The organism is Frigoribacterium sp. CFBP 13729 (assembly GCF_014841875.1).
Taxonomy (GTDB): domain Bacteria; phylum Actinomycetota; class Actinomycetes; order Actinomycetales; family Microbacteriaceae; genus Frigoribacterium.
Window position 1 is genome coordinate 383,814 of the sequence record NZ_JACYUR010000001.1, and the last position, 18,251, is coordinate 402,064.

Consider the following 18,251-nt stretch of genomic DNA (forward strand, 5'->3'; position numbering starts at 1 on the left):
CGGCAGGTGCAGAGATCGGGGCGCGAGTCACGCCTGCGGGCGTGCGTCCTCGGGCGCAGTCATCAATTCTACGACCTCGCGGGCCGCTTCGGGCACGTCGTGGTTCACGACCTTCACGTCGAACTCGTCCTGGGCGGCCAGCTCGACCTTCGCGGTCTCGAGTCGGCGCTGCTGCTCGGCCGCGTCCTCCGTGCCCCGGCCGATCAGCCGGCGGACGAGTTCGTCCCACGTGGGCGGCAGCAGGAACACGAGGACGGCCTCGGGCATCGCCGTGCGGACGAGGCGGGCGCCCTGGAGGTCGATCTCGAGCAGGACGCTCCGTCCGGCCTGCAGGGCGGCGTCGATCGGGGGCCGCGGCGTGCCGTAGCGGTACGAGTTGTGCACGGTGGCCCACTCGAGCAGCTCGCGCTCGCGGATCATCCGGTCGAACTCGGCGTCGTCGACGAAGTAGTAGTGCACGCCGTCGACCTCGCCCGGTCGCGGCGCCCGGGTCGTCGCCGAGATGGAGAGGTGCACGTCGGGGTAGTTCTCCCGGATGTGGGTCGAGACGGTGCCCTTGCCGACGGCCGTGGGCCCGGCGAGGACGACGAGTCGGGACCGCACGCGTCCCCGGGCCTCGCGGACGGCGAGCCAGTCGCCGAGGATGCGACGCTGCCGGACGCCGAGGCCGCCGACCCGCTTCGACTCGGCGATGCCGAGGTCGGTCATGATCCGCGCGACCCGGGTGGGCCCGATGCCGGGGATGCTCGTGAGCAGCTCACGGACGCGCAGCGTCGCCTCGGGCGCCGTCGGCTCGCCGGCCCAGGCGGCCTCGGCGACGTCGAGCGCGGTGCGCCGTCGCTCGGCGACGGAGGCCTTGACGGCGGCGCGGGCACGACGGGCGGCGACCGCGGCCCGGGCGGCGGCGGCACGGTCGACCGGCGGCGGGGTCATGCGAGGCACGAGCGCACCTCCTCCGCGGCGTCGCGGACGGCCGCGGCCATCCCGTCGGGGCCGGCTGCGAGGACGCCGCGGGAGGTCGAGACGAGGACGGTGCGTGCTGCCGCGCCGTAGAGGGCCGTCAGGTCGGACACCCGAGCCCCCTGGTGGCCGAAGCCGGGGGCGAGGACGGGCACGCCGGTCAGCGCCGCCGTGTCGATGCCGTACGACGCGAGGTCGACGGTCGCCCCGAGCACGAGGCCCACGGAGCCGAGTCGGGTCTCCCCTGCTGCCTGGTCGTCGTCTCGCACCTGGTCGACGATACCTGCCGCCAGGGTCCGTGACGTGCCGTCGGGGCCGGCGACGCGCGCGGTCTGCCCGGCCCGCGCCTCCGGGTTGGAGGTCGCCGCGAGGACGAAGACGCCCGCACCGACCTGACGGGCCCGGTCGATCGTGCTGCGGAGCGAGTCGAAGCCGAGGTACGGGGACACCGTGAGGGCGTCGACCCGCAGGGGCGAGTCGGGGGCGAACCAGGCTTCGGCGTAGCCGTCCATCGTGCTGCCGACGTCGCCGCGCTTGGCGTCGCCGATCACGATCAGCCCGGCGTCGCGGGCGGCCGCGAGGACGTCCTCGAGCGCGGCGAAGCCGGCCGAGCCCCAGCGCTCGAAGAAGGCGACCTGGGGCTTCACGACCCCGGCCGACCCCGCGGTCGCCTCGACCGCGCGCAGGCCGAGCTCGCGGACACCGGCCGCGCTGGTCGGCAGTCCCCACTCCTCGAGCAGCCAGGCGTGCGGGTCGATGCCGACGCAGAGGCCGCCGGGCGTCTCGAGGACGTCGGCGAGGCGAGACCCGAAGGAGGCGCCCGCCCCGCCGGCCGGGACCGCAGCGGCGACGGAGGCGGCCGTCACCGCCGTGCCGCCCGCGCCAGAACGTAGTCCTGCAGGCTCGTGACCTCGAAGGGCGTGTGGATGGCCTCGATCGAGGCCACCGCCGCGCCGAGCTGCGCGATCGTCGTGAAGAGGGCCTTGTCGGCCGCGACGGTGGCGGCGCGGATCTCGTAGCCGTCCGCGCGGGCGCTCGAGCCGCTCGGCGTGTTGATCACGATGTCGACCTCGTCGCGGTTGATCAGGTCGACGACGCTCTCGCCGCCGGCGCTGTACTTGCCGACGATCTCGGCCGCGATCCCGTTGCGGATGAGCACGGTCGCCGTGCCCTCGGTCGCGAGCACGCGGAAGCCGAGCTGCTGGAGGCGCAGGACGGGCAGCACGATGGCGCGCTTGTCGCGGTCGGCGACGCTGACGAAGACGGTGCCCGTCGTGGGCAGCCCGCCGTACGCCGCTGTCTGGCTCTTCGCGAAGGCACGGGGGAAGTCCCGGTCGATGCCCATGACCTCGCCGGTCGAGCGCATCTCGGGGCTGAGGACGCTGTCGACGACCTGGCCCTCCTTCGTGCGGAAGCGCTTGAACGGGAGCACCGCCTCCTTGACGGAGATGGGGGAGTCGAGCGGCACGTCCGAGCCGTCCTGGGCGGGCAGCAGCCCGCTCTCGACGAGCTCGCGGATGCTCTGGCCGACCATGACGAGCGACGCCGCCTTGGCGAGCGGGATGCCGAGCGCCTTCGAGACGAACGGCACCGTGCGGCTCGCCCGGGGGTTCGCCTCGATCACGTAGAGGACGCCGGCCGCGATCGCGAACTGCACGTTGAGCAGGCCGCGGACGCCGATGCCCTCCGCGATGGCGAGCGTGGCCTCGCGGACGCGGTCGATCTCGCCCTTGCCGAGCGTCACCGGCGGCAGGGTGCAGCTCGAGTCGCCCGAGTGGATGCCCGCCTCCTCGATGTGCTCCATGACGCCGCCGACGTAGAGCTCGGCGCCGTCGTAGAGGGCGTCGACGTCGATCTCGACGGCGTCGTCCAGGAACCGGTCGACGAGCAGGGGCGCATCCGGGCCGATGATCGCCTGGTCGCTCACGCGGACGAAGTAGTCGGCGAGGGAGGGGCTGTCGTAGACGATCTCCATGCCGCGGCCGCCGAGCACGTACGAGGGGCGGACGAGCACGGGGTAACCGATCTCCTCCGCGACGGCGACGGCGGTCTCGTAGTCGGTCGCGGTGCCGTTGCGCGGGGCCAGCAGGCCGGCCTCGTCCAGGATCGCGGAGAACAGACCCCTCTCCTCGGCGGAGTCGATGGCGTCGGGCGAGGTGCCGAGGATCGGGACGCCCGCCGCCTCGAGGCCCTTGGACAGGCCGAGCGCGGTCTGGCCACCGAGCTGCACGACGACGCCGACGAGCTCGCCGCTGGCTGACTCGGCGTGCACGACCTCGAGGACGTCCTCGAGGGTGAGCGGCTCGAAGTAGAGCCGGTCGCTCGTGTCGTAGTCGGTCGAGACCGTCTCGGGGTTGCAGTTGACCATGATCGTCTCGTAGCCCGCGTCGCTCAGGGCGAAGCTGGCGTGCACGCACGAGTAGTCGAACTCGACGCCCTGGCCGATCCGGTTCGGGCCCGAGCCGAGGATGATCACCTTGCGGCGGTCGCTCGGCGCGACCTCGGTCTCGAGGTCGTAGCTCGAGTAGTGGTACGGGGTCAGCGCGGGGAACTCGCCCGCGCAGGTGTCGACCGTCTTGAAGACGGGACGCACGCCGAGCGACCAGCGCAGCTCGCGCACCTCCTGCTCGCCGAGCCCGCGCAGCTGTCCGATCTGCACGTCGCTGAACCCGTGGTCCTTGGCGTGCGCGAACAGGTCCGCGTCGAGCTCGGGCGCGGCGGCGATCTCGTCGGCGACCTCGTTGATCAGGACGACCTGGTCGATGAACCAGGGGTCGATCGCGGTCGAGTCGAAGACCTGCTCGGCCGTGGCGCCGGCGCGGAGGGCCTGCTGGACGGTGACGATGCGGCCGTCGGTGGGCGTGTGCGCCAGGCTCAGCAGCGCCTCCCGGTCGCCGGGCTCGCCCTCCCAGTGGAAGCTGGACCCGCGCTTCTCGAGCGAGCGCAGCGACTTCTGCAGCGCCTGGGCGAAGTTGCGGCCGATGGCCATGGCCTCGCCGACGCTCTTCATCGTCGTGCTGAGCGTCGTGTCGGCCGCGGGGAACTTCTCGAAGGCGAACCGCGGCACCTTGACGACCACGTAGTCGAGGGTGGGCTCGAAGGAGGCGGGCGTCACCTTGGTGATGTCGTTCGGGATCTCGTCGAGGCGGTAACCGAGGGCCAGCTTCGCGGCGATCTTGGCGATCGGGAAGCCCGTCGCCTTCGACGCCAGCGCGCTGGAGCGCGAGACGCGCGGGTTCATCTCGATGACGATGACGCGGCCGTCGGCCGGGTCGATCGCGAACTGGATGTTGCAGCCGCCCGTGTCGACGCCCACGCGGCGGATGATGTCGATCGAGATGTCGCGGAGGTTCTGGTACTCGCGGTCGGTCAAGGTGAGCGCGGGCGCGACCGTGATCGAGTCGCCCGTGTGCACGCCGACCGGGTCGACGTTCTCGATCGAGCAGACGACGACCGTGTTGTCGGCCGTGTCGCGCATCATCTCGAGCTCGTACTCCTTCCAGCCGAGGATGCTCTCCTCGAGCAGGACCTCGGTGGTCGGGCTCTGGTGCAGGCCGTCGGTGACCATGCGGACGAGCTCGTCGCGGGTGTACGCGAAGCCCGAGCCGAGGCCGCCCATCGTGAACGACGGACGGATGACGAGCGGGTAGCCGAGGTCCTCGGCGAAGTCGACCGCCTCCTCGACGGTGTGCGCGATGTAGGACTTCGCGACGTCGGCGCCCGACTCGAGCACCAGCTCCTTGAAGAGCTGTCGGTCCTCGCCCTTCTGGATCGCCTCGACCTTGGCGCCGATCAGCTCGACGCCGTGCTTGGCGAGGATGCCCTCCTCGTCGAGCGCGATGGCGGCGTTGAGCGCCGTCTGGCCGCCGAGGGTCGGCAGGATCGCGTCGGGCCGCTCCTTGACGATGATCGCCTCGAGGACCTCGGACGTGATGGGCTCGACGTAGGTGGCGTCGGCGAAGTCGGGGTCGGTCATGATCGTGGCCGGGTTCGGGTTCACGAGGATGACGCGCACGCCCTCCTCGCGGAGGACGCGGCACGCCTGGGTGCCCGAGTAGTCGAACTCGGCCGCCTGGCCGATGACGATCGGCCCGGAGCCGATGACGAGGACCGAGTTGATGTCTGCGCGCTTGGGCATCAGTTGCTGCTTTCGAGGTCGGAGCCGAAGTCGACGGGCTGGCCGGACTTGCGTGCCACGACCGCCTCGCGGAAGCGGTCGAAGAGGTGGTTGCTGTCGTGGGGCCCGGCCGCCGCCTCGGGGTGGTACTGCACCGAGAAGGCCGGGATGTCGAGGGCGCGGAGGCCCTCGACGACGTTGTCGTTGAGGCTGAAGTGGCTGACCTCGACGCGGCCGAAGCCTGCGGGCGAGTCGAGCACGCCCTCGACGGGCGCGTCGACCGCGAAGCCGTGGTTCTGGCTCGTGATCTCGACCTTGCCGGTCGTCTTGTCGAGCACCGGCTGGTTGATGCCGCGGTGGCCGAAGGGCAGCTTGTACGTGTCGAAGCCGAGAGCTCGGCCGAACAGCTGGTTGCCGAAGCAGATGCCGAAGTAGGGCAGGCCGTCGCGGAGGGCGCCGCGCAGCAGCTCGACCTGGGCGTCGCTGGCCGCGGGGTCGCCGGGACCGTTCGAGAAGAAGAGGGCGTCGGGCGCGAGGGCGCGGAGCTGGTCGGGTGTCGTGTCCTGCGGGAGGACGTGCACGCGGAAGCCGCGCTGGGCGAGGTAGCGCAGCGTCGACGTCTTGACTCCCAGGTCGAGCACCGCGACCGAGCCGACGAGCTCGCCCTCGGCCTCGAGCACGTAGGGCTCGACGGTCGAGACCTGGCTCGAGAGGCTGAGGCCGCGCATGTCGGCCGAGCCGCGCACGAGGGCGAGCTGCTCGTCGTCATCGAGCTCGGCGTCGGGGCCGCTGAACACGCCGCCGCGCATCGAGCCGACGTCGCGGAGGCGGCGGGTCAGCGCGCGGGTGTCGATGCCGCGGATGCCCACGACGCCGTCGGCGACGAGCTGGTCGTCGAGGCTGCCCTGGGCTCGGTGGTTCGAGACCACGCGGCTGGCGTCGCGGACGACGAAGCCCGAGACCCAGATGCGACGGGACTCGGGGTCTTCGTCGTTGACGCCCGTGTTGCCGATGTGCGGGGCCGTCATGACGACGATCTGCCCCGCGTAGGACGGGTCGGTGAGGGTCTCCTGGTAGCCGGTCATGCCGGTGGCGAAGACGGTCTCCCCGAGCGTCCGCCCGACGGCGCCGTAGGCGCGGCCGGCGTAGCGGGTCCCGTCTTCGAGCACCAGGACGGCCCGGGTGGTGGTGGACGCGTCAGTCAATGGTCTGCTCTCCTGTGGTGGTGCCGGCCGTGGGGGCCGAGGTCGTGATGGTGCGGACGGCGTCGACGAGCGGGCGGGGGTCGTCCGTGACGCGCAGGTAGGTGTCGACGTCGGTGTCGCCGAGGCTCCAGGCGACGAGCACGAGCCCGTCGGTCTCGACCACGCGGTCGATGGTCCAGGTCGCGCGGCCGACGTCGCGGATCGAGGAGGCGCGGACCAGCTTCGCGGGCTCGCCCGCGATCTCGAGGCGCACGCCCTCCCGGTGCACCGAGATGACGGCCCTGCCCCGGAAGCCGAGCCCGCCGACCACGATCCGGTCGAGCGGGTCGCCCGACCGGGTCGTCGCGACGTAGAAGCCGTCGTGCTCGACGAGGGCCGGCGACAGGGCGTCGGGGGCCGTCTCGGGCAGGGCGATGTCCGCCTGACGTCGACCTCGGGCGCGCCAGGAGCGGACCATGAGGAGGACGACGAACACGAGCAGGACGAGGATGCCCGCGCCGATCACCCAGCGGTTCACGGGGCGCCCGCAGGCTCGGGGGCGGCCAGGACGGCCGCCGCGGCCACGCGAGCGGCGCGGTCGGCGATCTCGCGCTCGTCGACGACGAGGCCGTCACGGACGGTGGCGTAGCCCTGGTGCAGCGTCGTGACGACCTGCCCGGGCAGCGTGTGCCCGAGGAAGGGCGAGTTGCGGCTGCGGCCCGCCAGGTGCTCGGTGCCGAAGGTCCTGCTCACCCCTCGATCGTAGAGGGTCAGCTCGGCGGGCTCCCCGACGGCCAGCGGTCGTCCGTGCCCCTCGACCTGCCCGATGCGCGCCGGTGCGACCGACAGCACGCGGGCCACGTCCGCCCAGCCGATCAGGCCCGTCTCGACCATCGTCCGGTGCACGACGGAGAGGGCGCTCTCGAGGCCGACCATGCCGTTCGCGGCGGCGTCCCACTCGCAGTGCTTCGCCTCCGAGGTGTGCGGGGCGTGGTCGGTGGCGACGATGTCGACCGTGCCGTCGGCCAGGGCCGTCCGCAGCGCCTCCACGTCCTCCGCCCGGCGGAGCGGCGGGTTGACCTTGTAGCGCGAGTCGTAGCTCGAGACGAGATCTTCGGTGAGGAGGAGGTGGTGCGGCGTGACCTCGGCGGTCACGTCGATGCCCCGCGCCTTGGCCCAGCGGACGACCTCGACGCTGCCCGCCGTCGAGACGTGGCAGACGTGCAGGCGGGCGCCGACGTGGTCGGCGAGCAGGACGTCGCGGGCGATGATCGACTCCTCCGCGACGGCGGGCCAGCCGCCGAGCCCGAGCTCGGCCGACAGGGCGCCCTCGTTCATCTGGGCACCCTCGGTGAGGCGCGGCTCCTGCGCGTGCTGGGCCACGACTCCCCCGAAGCCCTTGACGTACTCGAGCGCACGACGCATCAGCAGCGGGTCGGAGACGCAGTGGCCGTCGTCGGAGAAGACGCGGACGGCCGCCCGGGACCGGGCCATGGCGCCGATCTCCGAGAGCCGACGGCCCTCGAGGCCCTGGGTCACGGCGCCGATCGGCCGGACCGTGACGTAGCCCGCTCGCTCGCCGAGGGCCTGCACCTGCTCGACGACGCCCGCGGTGTCGGCGACCGGCGACGAGTTGGCCATGGCGTTGACCGCGGTGAAGCCTCCGGCGGCGGCCGCTCGGGACCCGGTGAGGACGGTCTCGGCGCCCTCGCCGCCCGGCTCGCGGAGGTGCGTGTGCAGGTCGACGAGGCCGGGCAGCGCGAGCAGGCCGTCGGCGTCGATCACCTCGGCGCCGGCGGCGCTGAGGCCGGAGCCGAGCTCGACGACGACCCCGTCGCGGACGAGGACGTCGGTGCGGGTGCCGTCGACGGTCTCGACGGCGCGGATCAGGTGGGTGGTGGTCACAGGGAGTCCTCCCGGTCGCCGGCGAGTGTGAGGTAGAGCACGGCCATCCGGACGGCCACGCCGTTGCCGACCTGCTCGCGCACGGTCGAGCGGGGCGAGTCGGCGGCGTCGTCGCCGATCTCGAGGCCGCGGTTCATCGGGCCGGGGTGCATGACGAGTGCCGTGGGCGGCAGCGACCGGAAGCGCGCCGCCCCGAGGCCCCAGGAACGGGCGTACTCGCGGGCGTTGGGGAAGAACGCCTCGACCATCCGCTCCTGCTGGATGCGCAGCATCATGACCACGTCGGGCTGCACCCGGGCGATCGCCTCGTCGAGGTCGTAGTGCACGTCGACTCCCAGGCGGCTGACGTCGACCGGCAGGAGCGTGGGAGGCGCCACCACCGTCACGTGGGCCCCCAGGGTCCGCAGCAGCCATGCGTTCGACCGCGCGACGCGCGAGTGCAGGATGTCGCCGACGATCAGCACCTCGAGGCCGTCGAGGTCGCGGCCGCGGCTCGCGTCGCCGTGGACCCGACGACGCATCGTGAAGGCGTCGAGCAGGGCCTGCGTCGGGTGCTCGTGCGTGCCGTCGCCCGCGTTGACGATCCCGGCGTCGACCCAGCCGCTGTCCGCGAGGACGCGGGGAGCCCCGGACGCCGGGTGCCGGATGACGATGCCGTCGGCGCCCATCGCGGCCAGCGTCTGGGCGGTGTCCTTGAGGGACTCGCCCTTCGAGACGCTCGATCCCTTCGCGGCGAAGTTGATCACGTCGGCGCTGAGGCGCTTGGCCGCCGCCTCGAACGAGATCCGGGTGCGGGTGCTGTCCTCGTAGAAGAGGTTCACGACGGTCGTGCCGCGCAGGGTCGGCAGCTTCTTGACCTGGCGGGTCGACACGTCGGCCATGTCCTCCGCGACGTCGAGGATGCGCAGGGCGTCGTCGCGACCGAGGTCGGCGGTGCTGAGGAGGTGCTTCACGAGTCGGAACCGCCCTCGATGGCGACGAGCTCGTCGTCGTCGACGCCGTGCAGCCGGACGAAGATGCGCTCGGCCGCCGACGTGGGCAGGTTCTTGCCCACGAAGTCCGCGCGGATCGGCAGCTCGCGGTGCCCCCGGTCGACGAGGACGGCGAGGCGGACGGCCCGGGGGCGGCCCAGCGCGCTGAGCGCGTCGAGGGCGGCGCGGATGGTGCGGCCGGAGTAGAGCACGTCGTCGACGAGGACCACGGTCGCGCCGTCGATGCCGCCGTCGGGCAGGCGGGTGGGCTGGCTGGCCCGCGTCGGGTTGCGGCGCAGGTCGTCGCGGTACATGGTCACGTCGACGGAGCCGGTCGGGACGGCGACGCCGGAGATCGAGGAGAGCTGGGCGCCGATCCGCTCGGCGAGGACGACGCCTCGCGTGGGGATGCCCAGCACGACGAGGCCGTCGGGGCCCCGGTTCGACTCGAGGACCTCGTGGGAGATGCGCGTCAGGGCGCGCGTGATGTCAGCCTGACTCAGCACGGTGCGTGTGCTCAATCGGACCTCCTTCCCCGCCTCTCGGGACGGAACTTAAAGGACGTCGGTGGTGGTGGTGCCGGAACGGTCGCCCCCGTCGAGGGTGCCCGTCGCCGGCACCGAGCCTAGCCGCTCGTGGCGATGCGCCCGAGAAGCCCGTTCACGAAGGGAGCCGAGTCGTCGGTGCTGAGCGACTGGGCCAGCTCGACCGCCTCGCTGATCGCGACGTGGTCGGGGACCTCGTCGTTGTGCAGCAGCTCGAAGACGCCGATCCGGAGGATGCCCCGGTCGAGCGTCGGCATGCGAGCCATCGTCCAGCCCTGGGCATACGTCTCGATCAGTTCGTCGATCTCGGCCTGGTGGTCGATGACGCCCTGGACGAGGTCGCGGGCGTAGCCCCAGCTGGAGTTCCGCTCGGGCTCCTGACGGGCCCGCGCCGTCTCGGCGGCCAGGGCGTCGGTCATGCTGATCTGGCGGATGTCGGCGACGTACAGGACGTCGAGGGCGCGCTTGCGCGCCTTGGTGCGTGCGCTCACTGTGCGGGTGGCCGCCGACTACTCGTTGACGCGGCCGAGGTAGCCGCCGTCGCGCGTGTCGACCTTGACCTTCGTGCCGGTCTCGAGGAACAGCGGGACCTGGATCTCGTAGCCGGTCTCGACGGTGGCCGCCTTCGTGCCGCCGGTGGAGCGGTCGCCCTGCAGGCCGGGCTCGGTGTAGGTGACCTCGAGGACGACGGAGGCGGGCAGCTCGATGTAGAGCGGGTTGCCGTCGTGCAGCGCCATCTGGACGTTCTGGTTCTCGAGCATGAAGTTCTTCGCGTCGCCGACGATGGTGGCGGGGACGTTGATCTGGTCGTAGTCCGTGGTGTCCATGAAGACGTAGCCGTCGGCCTCGGCGTAGAGGTACGTGTACTCGCGACGGTCGACGTTGGCGAACTCGATCTTGGTGCCGGCGTTAAAGGTCTTGTCGACGACCTTGCCCGAGCGCACGTTCTTCATCTTGGTGCGGACGAAAGCGCCGCCCTTGCCCGGCTTCACGTGCTGGAACTCGATCACGTTCCAGAGCTGGCCGTCCAGGTCGAGGACGGCGCCGTTCTTGATGTCGTTGGTGGTCGCCATGCGTGCGAGGTCCGATCGGGAGTGAGGTGGGTGGGGCCGGATCTGGCCGGGTTCGAGTGTAGCGGACGGGCCGCGAGCCCTCAGGAACCGATCTCCTGGTACGCCGCGAAGAGCAGGCTCGAGTCGGGGCCGGTGACGACCGTCGGCTTGCCGATGTCGTCGAGGACGATGAAGCGGAGCATGCCCGCGCGGGCCTTCTTGTCTCGCTGCATGGTGGCGAGCAGCGTGTTCCAGCGGCCGAGCGGGTAGCTCGTCGGCAGGGTCAACGACTCGAGGATGCGCCGGTGGCGGTCGACGGCGTCGTCCGACAGCCGCCCCGTCAGCCGGCCGAGCTCGGCGGCGAAGACCATCCCGACCGACACCGCGGCCCCGTGCCGCCACTGGTAGCGCTCGGCGTGCTCGACGGCGTGGCCGAGCGTGTGCCCGTAGTTGAGGATCTCGCGGAGGCCCTGCTCGGTGAAGTCCTGGCCGACGACCCGTGCCTTGAGGGCGATCGACAGCTCGACGACCCGCCGGAACTCGGGGGTCGTCGGGTCGACGGCGCGGTCGACGTCGGCCTCGACGATGTCGAGGATCTCGGGCTCGGCGATGAAGCCGGCCTTCACGACCTCGGCGAAGCCCGCCAGGATCTCGTTGCGGCTCAGCGTGTCGAGCATGTCCAGGTCGGCCACCACGGCCGTCGGGGCCCAGAAGGCGCCCACGAGGTTCTTGCCCTCGGCGGTGTTGATGCCGGTCTTGCCGCCGACGCTCGCGTCCACCATGCCGAGCACCGTCGTCGGCACCTGGACGAGCTGCACGCCCCGGAGCCAGGTCGCGGCCACGAACCCCGCGAGATCGGTCACGGCTCCCCCGCCGAGGCCGATCACCGCGTCGGTGCGGGTGAAGTCGGCCTGGCCGAGCACCTGCCAGCAGAAGGCGGCCACCTCGACGCGCTTGGCGTCCTCCGAGTCGGGGACCTCGGCGATGAGGGCCTCGAGACCGGCCTCGACCAGCGCGTCGCGGAGCTCGTTCGCCTTGCGCCCGAGCGTCGGCGCGTGCACGATCAGGATCTTCTTCGTCTGGGGGCCGAGCAGCGCGGGGATGCGGGAGCGGACCCCGTGGCCGACGAGGACGTCGTAGGGGGCCTCGCCCTCGACGCGGATGGTGGTGACGTCGGTCGTCTCGTCGGTCATGCGTCGTCTTCCTGTCGGTGGTGCGGGAGGTCGGGTGAGCCGGCAGCGGCGGCGAGCCAGGCGACCACGTCGTCGACGACGTGGGAGACGGGGCGCCTCGAGGTGTCGACGACCAGGTCGGCCAGGCTGCGGTAGACGGGCTCGCGCTCGAGCGCGATCGCCCGCCAGGCGTCCATCCCGCCCTGGGCGAGCAGGGGGCGACTCGACCCCGCGAGCCGGTCCGCCACCGCCTCGGGCGTCACCGTGAGGAGGACGACCGAGGCGCCCCGGAGCCGCTCCCGGGTGAGCGGGTCGAGCACCGCGCCTCCTCCGAGCGAGACCACGCCGGTCGAGGCGAGCGCCTCGGCGACGACCTCGCGCTCCAGCTCCCGGAAGCGCGGTTCGCCGTCACGGGAGAAGATCTCGGCCACGGGGCCGTGCCGCTGCACGAGCAGGCGATCGGTGTCGAGGAACCCCACGCCGAGGCGCCGGGAGAGCTTCTTGCCGATGCTGGACTTGCCCGCGCCCATCGGGCCGATCATCGCCACGGGGCGGTCGAGCGGTGCCGCGCCCGCGGCGTTCGTGTCGGTCGAGGGGGTCACTGGTACTCGGGGTGCTCCCGCATCCACGCCTGCCACACCTTCACGGCGGCCTCGTGCTCGGCCAACGTCGTCGAGAATGTCGTCTCGCCCGTGTCGAGGTTCGTCGTCACGAAGTACAGCCACGTGCCGTCGGCGGGCGCGATCGCCGCGTTGATCGCGAGGTCGCCCGGGTTGGAGATGGGCCCGACCGGCAGGCCGAGGTGCTGGTAGGTGTTGTACGGGTTCGACTCGTCACCGCGCTCCTCGTCGGTCGTCGTGACCCGGTGGGTGTTGCCGGTGCCGTAGGCGACGGTCGCGTCGGACTGGAGGAGCATCCCGTCGTCCAGGCGGTTCTGGAAGACGCGCGCGACCTTCGGGTAGTCGTCCGCGAGACCGGCCTCGCGCTGGATCAGCGAGGCGAAGACGATGATGTGCTGCTGGTCGGCCGGCGCGACGCCGGCGTCGACCAGGCGCTGCTTCATCGTGTCGACGAGGAGCTGCAGGTAGCCGTGCGCGTCGAGCCCGGGATCGAGCTCGTACGTCGCGGGGAACAACCAGCCCTCGAGGGACGTGGCCTCGGCAGGGAGGCCGAAGGAGGCCACGTCGGCCGCCGCGGCCTGGACGTCGGCCTCGGGGATCTCGGTCGCCGACGAGATGAGGCTGTAGACGTCGACGGCAGCGGTGCCCTCGGGGATCACCAGCTTGTCGGTCACCCGGTTGGCGCTGTCCTGCAGGGCGCTGACCGCCGACGTCGCGCTCATCTCCTGCTGGAGCGTGTACGTGCCGGGCTGGAAGGTGAGGGCGGTGTCGGCGACGAGCATCGCGTAGACCGACTCGAAGCTGGCCGTGACGCCGCTGTCGAAGAGGTTCGTGGCGATGTCCGAGCCGTTCTCGCCGCTCGTGATCGCGAACGTCACCTCGGTCCCGTTGCCGGTGCCCGGGTAGTCCTCGGGCGCGTCGTTCCCGCCGAGCTTCGCGACGAGGGGCGCGACCGCGCCCCACGCGGCGACGACGCCGGCGGTGCCGCCTCCCACCACGACGAGGGCGATGACGAGGAGGACGATGCCGCCCTTGCGGCTGCGACGGGGCCGGTGGCCGCCGTCGTCGCGGGCGGCACGGCGCTCAGCGCGTCGAGGGGCCTTCTCCTGCTCGCGCGTCGCCTTGCGGGTGGTCGGTGCGGCAGCGGGAGGGCGATCGGCGTCGTCCTTCGCCTCGGTGGGGGGCTGAGAGGAGAAGATGTCGTCCCAGTTCGGATCGTCGGCCACGCGTCATCGTCTTTCGTCGGTGTCGGGTCGGTCTCCGGCGCCGTCGTCGACGACCGGGGCGCTCACGAGCTGACCGGGCGGGAGACCGCTCGACCGCTCGAGCTCGAGCGCGTGCTGGACGATGATAACAGCGGCGACTTGATCGATGACGGATCGTTGTCTCTTGCCCTTGCGCCCTGAAGCGCGAAGTGCAGTCTGCGCGCTCACCGTCGACAGCCGCTCGTCGACCAGCCGAACGGGAACGGGCGACCGGGCCGCGATGGCCGTCGCGAAGTCGCGGGCGTCGCCGGTGGACGCAGTGTCGCCTCCCGACAGTGACAGCGGGAGGCCGACCACCACCTCCACGGCGTCGAGCTCCGACACGTGGCCGAGGATGGCGTCGACGTCAGCCGACCCCGACGCCGCCCGCGGCACCGTCTCGACGGGCGTCGCGATCATGCCCGACGGATCGGTGCGGGCGACGCCGATGCGGGCCTTCCCCACGTCGACGCCGAGGCGCACTCCCGTCCTCACGCGGCGCTCAGGACCGCAGCGCGGCGACGATGCCCGTGAGCGCCGTCGTGATCGCGGTGACGTCGGATCCGCCGCCCTGCGCCAGGTCGTCCTTGCCGCCGCCGCCTCCGCCGAGGATCCCTGCCGCCGTGCGGGCGAGCTGCCCCGCCTTGACGCCGGCCGAGCGGGCGGGCGCCGTCGTGGCGACGATGACGGCGGGCTTGCCGGCGACGTCGGCGGCCAGCGCGACCACCGAGGCCGAGTCGCTGCCCAGGCGCTCGCGCACCGACAGGACGAGCGACCGCAGCTCATCGGTCGTCTTGACCGTGCCCACCGACTCGGCGACGACGGTGAGGGACCCGACGGCAGTCGCCTGCTCGACGAGCGCGGGGACGCGCAGCGACAGCTGCGCCGACTCGAACTCCGCGATCTTCTTCTCGGCCGCACGCAGGCTGGACACCAGGTCGCCGATCCGCTCCGGGAGCTGCTCGCGCGGCGTGCGGAGCGAGGACGTCAGCTGCGAGACGATGGCCCGCTCCGCAGCGAAGTCACGGAACGCGTCGAGGCCGACGAGCGACTCGACCCGACGGTTCGTGGAGCCGACGGAGGTCTCGCTGACGAGGTTGATCAGGCCGATCTGCGCGCTCGTGGCGACGTGGGTGCCCGCGCAGAGCTCACGCGACCACGGGCCGCCGATGTCGACCATCCGGACCGTCTCGCCGTACTTCTCGCCGAAGAGCGCCATCGCGCCCATCGAGCGGGCCTCGTCGAGGGGCAGCACGCGGGTGGTGACGGCGAGGTCCTCGCGCACGGCCGCGTTCGCGACCTCCTCGACCTCGCTGCGGGTGGCCGGGCTGAGCGCCTGGCTCCAGTTGAAGTCGAGGCGGAGGTAGCCGGCCTTGTTGTACGAGCCGGCCTGGTGCGCCTCCGGGCCCAGCACCTCCCGGAGCGCGGCGTGCACGAGGTGCGTCGCCGAGTGCGCCTGCGTGGCGCCGCGGCGGTAGGCAGGGTCGACGACGCTGGTGGCGGCGTCGCCGACGCCGACCTCGCCCGAGCGCACCTGGACCCGGTGGCTGACCAGGCCCTTGACCGGCTTCTGGACGTCGAGGACCTCGAGGTCGAAGCCCGTTCCGACGATGCTGCCGGCGTCGGCGTCCTGGCCGCCCGACTCGGCGTACAGCGACGTCTCGGCGAGGATCACCTCGGCGATGTCGCCCGCGACGGCGCGGTCCACGCTGGCGCCGTCGACGATGAGGCCGAGCACGCGCGTCTCGGTGTCGAGTGCGTCGTACCCGGTGAACACGGTCTCGCCCTGCGCGCGGAAGGCGCTGTAGACGCTCAGGTCGGCGAGGGCCACCTTGCGCGACTTGGCGTCGGCCTTGGCGCGGGCGCGCTGCTCGCTCATCAGCCGGTCGAACGCCTCGCGGTCGACCGTGAGGCCGCTCTCCTCGGCGATCTCGAGGGTGAGGTCGATCGGGAACCCGAAGGTGTCGTGCAGCAGGAAGGCCGTGTCGCCGGCCAGGCGGGGTGCGTTCCCCGCGCCTGCCTTGTCCTTGGTGTCCTCGACGGCGATGTCGAGGATGCTCGTGCCGGCCGCCAGGGTGCGGAGGAACGTCTCCTCCTCGGCGAAGGCGAGGCCCGAGATCCTGTCCCAGTCGCGCTCGACCTCGGGGTAGGCCGACTTCATCGCGTCGCGGGACGCCGCGAACAGGACCGGGAAGGTGGTGCCCTCGACGCCCAGGAGGCGCATCGAGCGGACCGAGCGTCGCAGCAGGCGGCGCAGGATGTAGCCGCGGCCCTCGTTCGACGGCCGGACGCCGTCGCTCATGAGCATCAGGGCGCTGCGCACGTGGTCGGCGATGACGCGCATCCGCACGTCGTCGTCGTGGACGGCGCCGTAGCGGCGCCCGGACAGCTCGGACGCGGCGTCGAGCACGGGACGGACCTGGTCGATCTCGTACATGTTGTCGACGCCCTGCTTGAGGAACGCGACCCGCTCGAGGCCCATGCCGGTGTCGATGTTCTTGTTCGGCAGCTCGCGGACGATGTCGAAGTCGACCTTCGACCGGACGTTCTCGATCTGGTACTGCATGAACACGAGGTTCCAGATCTCGACGTAGCGGTCGTCGTCCGTGGCGGGGCCTCCGTCGGCGCCGTAGGCCGGGCCGCGGTCGAAGAAGATCTCGGAGCACGGGCCCGCGGGGCCGGGCTGGCCGGTGTGCCAGTAGTTGGTGTCCTTGCCGAGGCGCTGGATGCGCTCGTCGGGGAGGCCCGCCACCTTCTTCCAGAGGGCGATCGCCTCGTCGTCCTCCTCGTAGACGGTGACCCAGAGGTCGTCGGGCGAGAAGGCGAGGCCGCCGTCGGCCTCGCTCGAGGTCAGCAGCTCCCAGGCGTAGCCGATGGCCTCCTCCTTGAAGTAGTCGCCGAACGAGAAGTTGCCGTTCATCTGGAAGAACGTGCCGTGCCGGGGGGTCTTGCCGACCTCTTCGATGTCGTTGGTGCGGATGCACTTCTGCACGCTCGTCGCCCGCGCGTACGGGGTCGGCACGAGACCGGTCAGGTACGGGATGAACGGCACCATGCCGGCCACGGTGAAGAGCAGCGACGGGTCGTCGCTGACCAGCGAGGCGGACGGGACGACGGTGTGCCCGCGCTCCCCGAAGTAGTCGAGCCAACGGCGGCGGATCTCGGCGGTCTGCATGGTTCTCCTGAGGGAGGGGGTCGGTCGGTGGGGCTGCTGACGAGGAGGCGCCGGGCGCCTCGCGCGGTCAGCTCGCGCTGGTGGTAGCGGCCGGCCCCGTCGTGGGCTCGCCGTCGTCGCTCGGGTCCGTGGCGCGGAGCTCGGCGTCACGGGAGCGGTACCCGTCGACCACCGCGGCGCGGAAGTGGTCGAGTCCGCCGTCGAGCTCGCCGAAGAACCGGCGGCCACGCGGGGTCGAGTTGAGGAGGTGCGCACCGACGAGGCCGAGCGCGACTCCGACGGACAGCAGGACCAGGTTCTTCACGGGTGCTCCTCACGACGTGTCCCGTGACGAGCACACGGGACGACACGTCAGCCTACTTCGTCGCCGTCGTCCGACGGGAACGGCGGTGGGAGGAGCTGCGCAGGGAACGGCACAGGGAGGACCTCCTCGGGGAACGACGGAGGGAGCGCCCCACGCGACGTGGAGCGCTCCCTCGGAAGCGGTGCGGGTGGTGCTAGCGGGCTGCGTAGTACTCGACGACCAGCTGGACCTCGCAGGTCACGGGGACCTCGGCGCGCTTCGGGCGACGCACGAGGCGGGCCTGCAGCTTGTCGATCTCGACCTCGAGGTAGCTCGGGGTCTTGGGCAGCAGGTCGACGTGACCGCCGGCCGCGGCGACCTGGAAGGGCTCGGTCGTCTCGCTCTTGGCCTTGACGTGGATCATCTGGCCGGGCTTGACGCGGAACGAGGGGCGGTCGACGAGCTTGCCGTCGACGAGGATGTGACGGTGCACGACCATCTGGCGAGCCTGCGCCGTGGTGCGGGCGAAGCCGGCACGCAGGACGAGGGCGTCGAGACGGGTCTCGAGCAGCTCGACCAGGTTCTCACCGGTCAGGCCCGAGGCCTTGCGGGCCTCGTTGAAGACGATCTTGAGCTGGGCCTCGCGGATGCCGTACTGGGCACGCAGACGCTGCTTCTCGCGGAGACGGACGGCGTAGTCGCTGTCGGTCTTGCGCTTGGTGCGGCCGTGCTCGCCGGGAGCGTAGGGACGCTTCTCGAGGTAGCGGGCGGCCTTCGGGGTGAGGGCGATGCCGAGAGCACGCGAGAGACGCGTCTTGCTCCGGGTGCGGGACTTGGTGGACATGCGTGTTCCTATCGAGATCTTGTCGGTGGTGATGTTCCGCCAGCCAGGCGCGTGAGCGCCGACGGGCCTAACAAGAGGGATGATCGCCGCGGCGGAGACCGGCTACAGGTCGGACCGCCTTGGTCGGGTCGTCATCAGCAGCCGCGCGTCGACGCCCGAGTGCAGGCAACCCCCCGAGC

17 protein-coding genes are annotated in these 18,251 nt (G+C 71.8%); all 17 read right to left on the reverse strand.

What is annotated here, in order from left to right:
* Positions 1 to 27 precede the first annotated feature (27 nt).
* The 17 genes from gmk to rpsD all read right to left on the reverse strand — a co-directional run bounded on the left by gmk (position 28) and on the right by rpsD (position 18,072).
* On the reverse strand, positions 28 to 933 hold the full coding sequence (gene gmk / locus IFT77_RS01710; protein ID WP_192042308.1) for a guanylate kinase: 906 nt from the start codon (positions 931 to 933) through the stop codon (positions 28 to 30).
* Positions 930 to 1,826 carry an orotidine-5'-phosphate decarboxylase gene (gene pyrF / locus IFT77_RS01715; protein WP_192169064.1) on the reverse strand — a complete coding sequence of 299 codons (897 nt, stop codon included), beginning with the start codon at positions 1,824 to 1,826 and terminating at the stop codon, positions 930 to 932. The genes gmk and pyrF overlap by 4 nt, the downstream gene beginning before the upstream one ends.
* A complete protein-coding gene (carB, locus tag IFT77_RS01720) occupies positions 1,823 to 5,098 on the reverse strand; it encodes a carbamoyl-phosphate synthase large subunit (protein WP_192169065.1) in 3,276 nt (1,091 codons plus the stop codon). The genes pyrF and carB overlap by 4 nt, the downstream gene beginning before the upstream one ends.
* Positions 5,098 to 6,282: a glutamine-hydrolyzing carbamoyl-phosphate synthase small subunit gene (gene carA, locus IFT77_RS01725; protein ID WP_192041701.1), complete on the reverse strand. Its 1,185-nt coding sequence runs from the start codon at positions 6,280 to 6,282 to the stop codon at positions 5,098 to 5,100. Before carA ends, carB begins: the two co-directional genes overlap by 1 nt.
* Positions 6,275 to 6,799, reverse strand: a complete 525-nt coding sequence (locus tag IFT77_RS01730; protein WP_192169066.1) for a hypothetical protein — start codon at positions 6,797 to 6,799, stop codon at positions 6,275 to 6,277. The genes carA and IFT77_RS01730 overlap by 8 nt, the downstream gene beginning before the upstream one ends.
* Complete coding sequence (locus tag IFT77_RS01735) at positions 6,796 to 8,166, reverse strand: dihydroorotase (protein ID WP_371740875.1); 1,371 nt, start codon at positions 8,164 to 8,166, stop codon at positions 6,796 to 6,798. The genes IFT77_RS01730 and IFT77_RS01735 overlap by 4 nt, the downstream gene beginning before the upstream one ends.
* Positions 8,163 to 9,119: an aspartate carbamoyltransferase catalytic subunit gene (locus IFT77_RS16640; RefSeq protein WP_192041704.1), complete on the reverse strand. Its 957-nt coding sequence runs from the start codon at positions 9,117 to 9,119 to the stop codon at positions 8,163 to 8,165. The genes IFT77_RS01735 and IFT77_RS16640 overlap by 4 nt, the downstream gene beginning before the upstream one ends.
* Positions 9,116 to 9,658 carry a bifunctional pyr operon transcriptional regulator/uracil phosphoribosyltransferase PyrR gene (pyrR, locus tag IFT77_RS01740; RefSeq protein WP_192041705.1) on the reverse strand — a complete coding sequence of 181 codons (543 nt, stop codon included), beginning with the start codon at positions 9,656 to 9,658 and terminating at the stop codon, positions 9,116 to 9,118. The genes IFT77_RS16640 and pyrR overlap by 4 nt, the downstream gene beginning before the upstream one ends.
* Before the next feature lie 104 nt (positions 9,659 to 9,762).
* Positions 9,763 to 10,173, reverse strand: a complete 411-nt coding sequence (nusB, locus tag IFT77_RS01745; RefSeq protein WP_123545902.1) for a transcription antitermination factor NusB — start codon at positions 10,171 to 10,173, stop codon at positions 9,763 to 9,765.
* Positions 10,174 to 10,191: 18 nt separating this feature from the next.
* Complete coding sequence (efp, locus tag IFT77_RS01750; RefSeq protein ID WP_123545904.1) at positions 10,192 to 10,755, reverse strand: elongation factor P; 564 nt, start codon at positions 10,753 to 10,755, stop codon at positions 10,192 to 10,194.
* Positions 10,756 to 10,835: 80 nt separating this feature from the next.
* Positions 10,836 to 11,927, reverse strand: a complete 1,092-nt coding sequence (gene aroB / locus IFT77_RS01755; protein ID WP_192041706.1) for a 3-dehydroquinate synthase — start codon at positions 11,925 to 11,927, stop codon at positions 10,836 to 10,838.
* A complete protein-coding gene (locus IFT77_RS01760; RefSeq protein ID WP_371740876.1) occupies positions 11,924 to 12,508 on the reverse strand; it encodes a shikimate kinase in 585 nt (194 codons plus the stop codon). Before IFT77_RS01760 ends, aroB begins: the two co-directional genes overlap by 4 nt.
* The gene (gene mltG / locus IFT77_RS01765) at positions 12,505 to 13,752 is read right to left on the reverse strand and encodes an endolytic transglycosylase MltG (protein WP_192169068.1); all 1,248 of its coding nucleotides are present in this window, start codon (positions 13,750 to 13,752) and stop codon (positions 12,505 to 12,507) included. Before mltG ends, IFT77_RS01760 begins: the two co-directional genes overlap by 4 nt.
* A 3-nt stretch (positions 13,753 to 13,755) precedes the next feature.
* The gene (ruvX, locus tag IFT77_RS01770; RefSeq protein ID WP_192041708.1) at positions 13,756 to 14,265 is read right to left on the reverse strand and encodes a Holliday junction resolvase RuvX; all 510 of its coding nucleotides are present in this window, start codon (positions 14,263 to 14,265) and stop codon (positions 13,756 to 13,758) included.
* Between the two features lie 7 nt (positions 14,266 to 14,272).
* Positions 14,273 to 16,945: an alanine--tRNA ligase gene (gene alaS / locus IFT77_RS01775; protein ID WP_192169069.1), complete on the reverse strand. Its 2,673-nt coding sequence runs from the start codon at positions 16,943 to 16,945 to the stop codon at positions 14,273 to 14,275.
* A gap of 67 nt (positions 16,946 to 17,012) precedes the next feature.
* Positions 17,013 to 17,249: a hypothetical protein gene (locus tag IFT77_RS01780; RefSeq protein WP_192169070.1), complete on the reverse strand. Its 237-nt coding sequence runs from the start codon at positions 17,247 to 17,249 to the stop codon at positions 17,013 to 17,015.
* Positions 17,250 to 17,442: 193 nt separating this feature from the next.
* Positions 17,443 to 18,072, reverse strand: a complete 630-nt coding sequence (gene rpsD, locus IFT77_RS01785) for a 30S ribosomal protein S4 (RefSeq protein ID WP_123545916.1) — start codon at positions 18,070 to 18,072, stop codon at positions 17,443 to 17,445.
* Positions 18,073 to 18,251 lie beyond the last annotated feature (179 nt).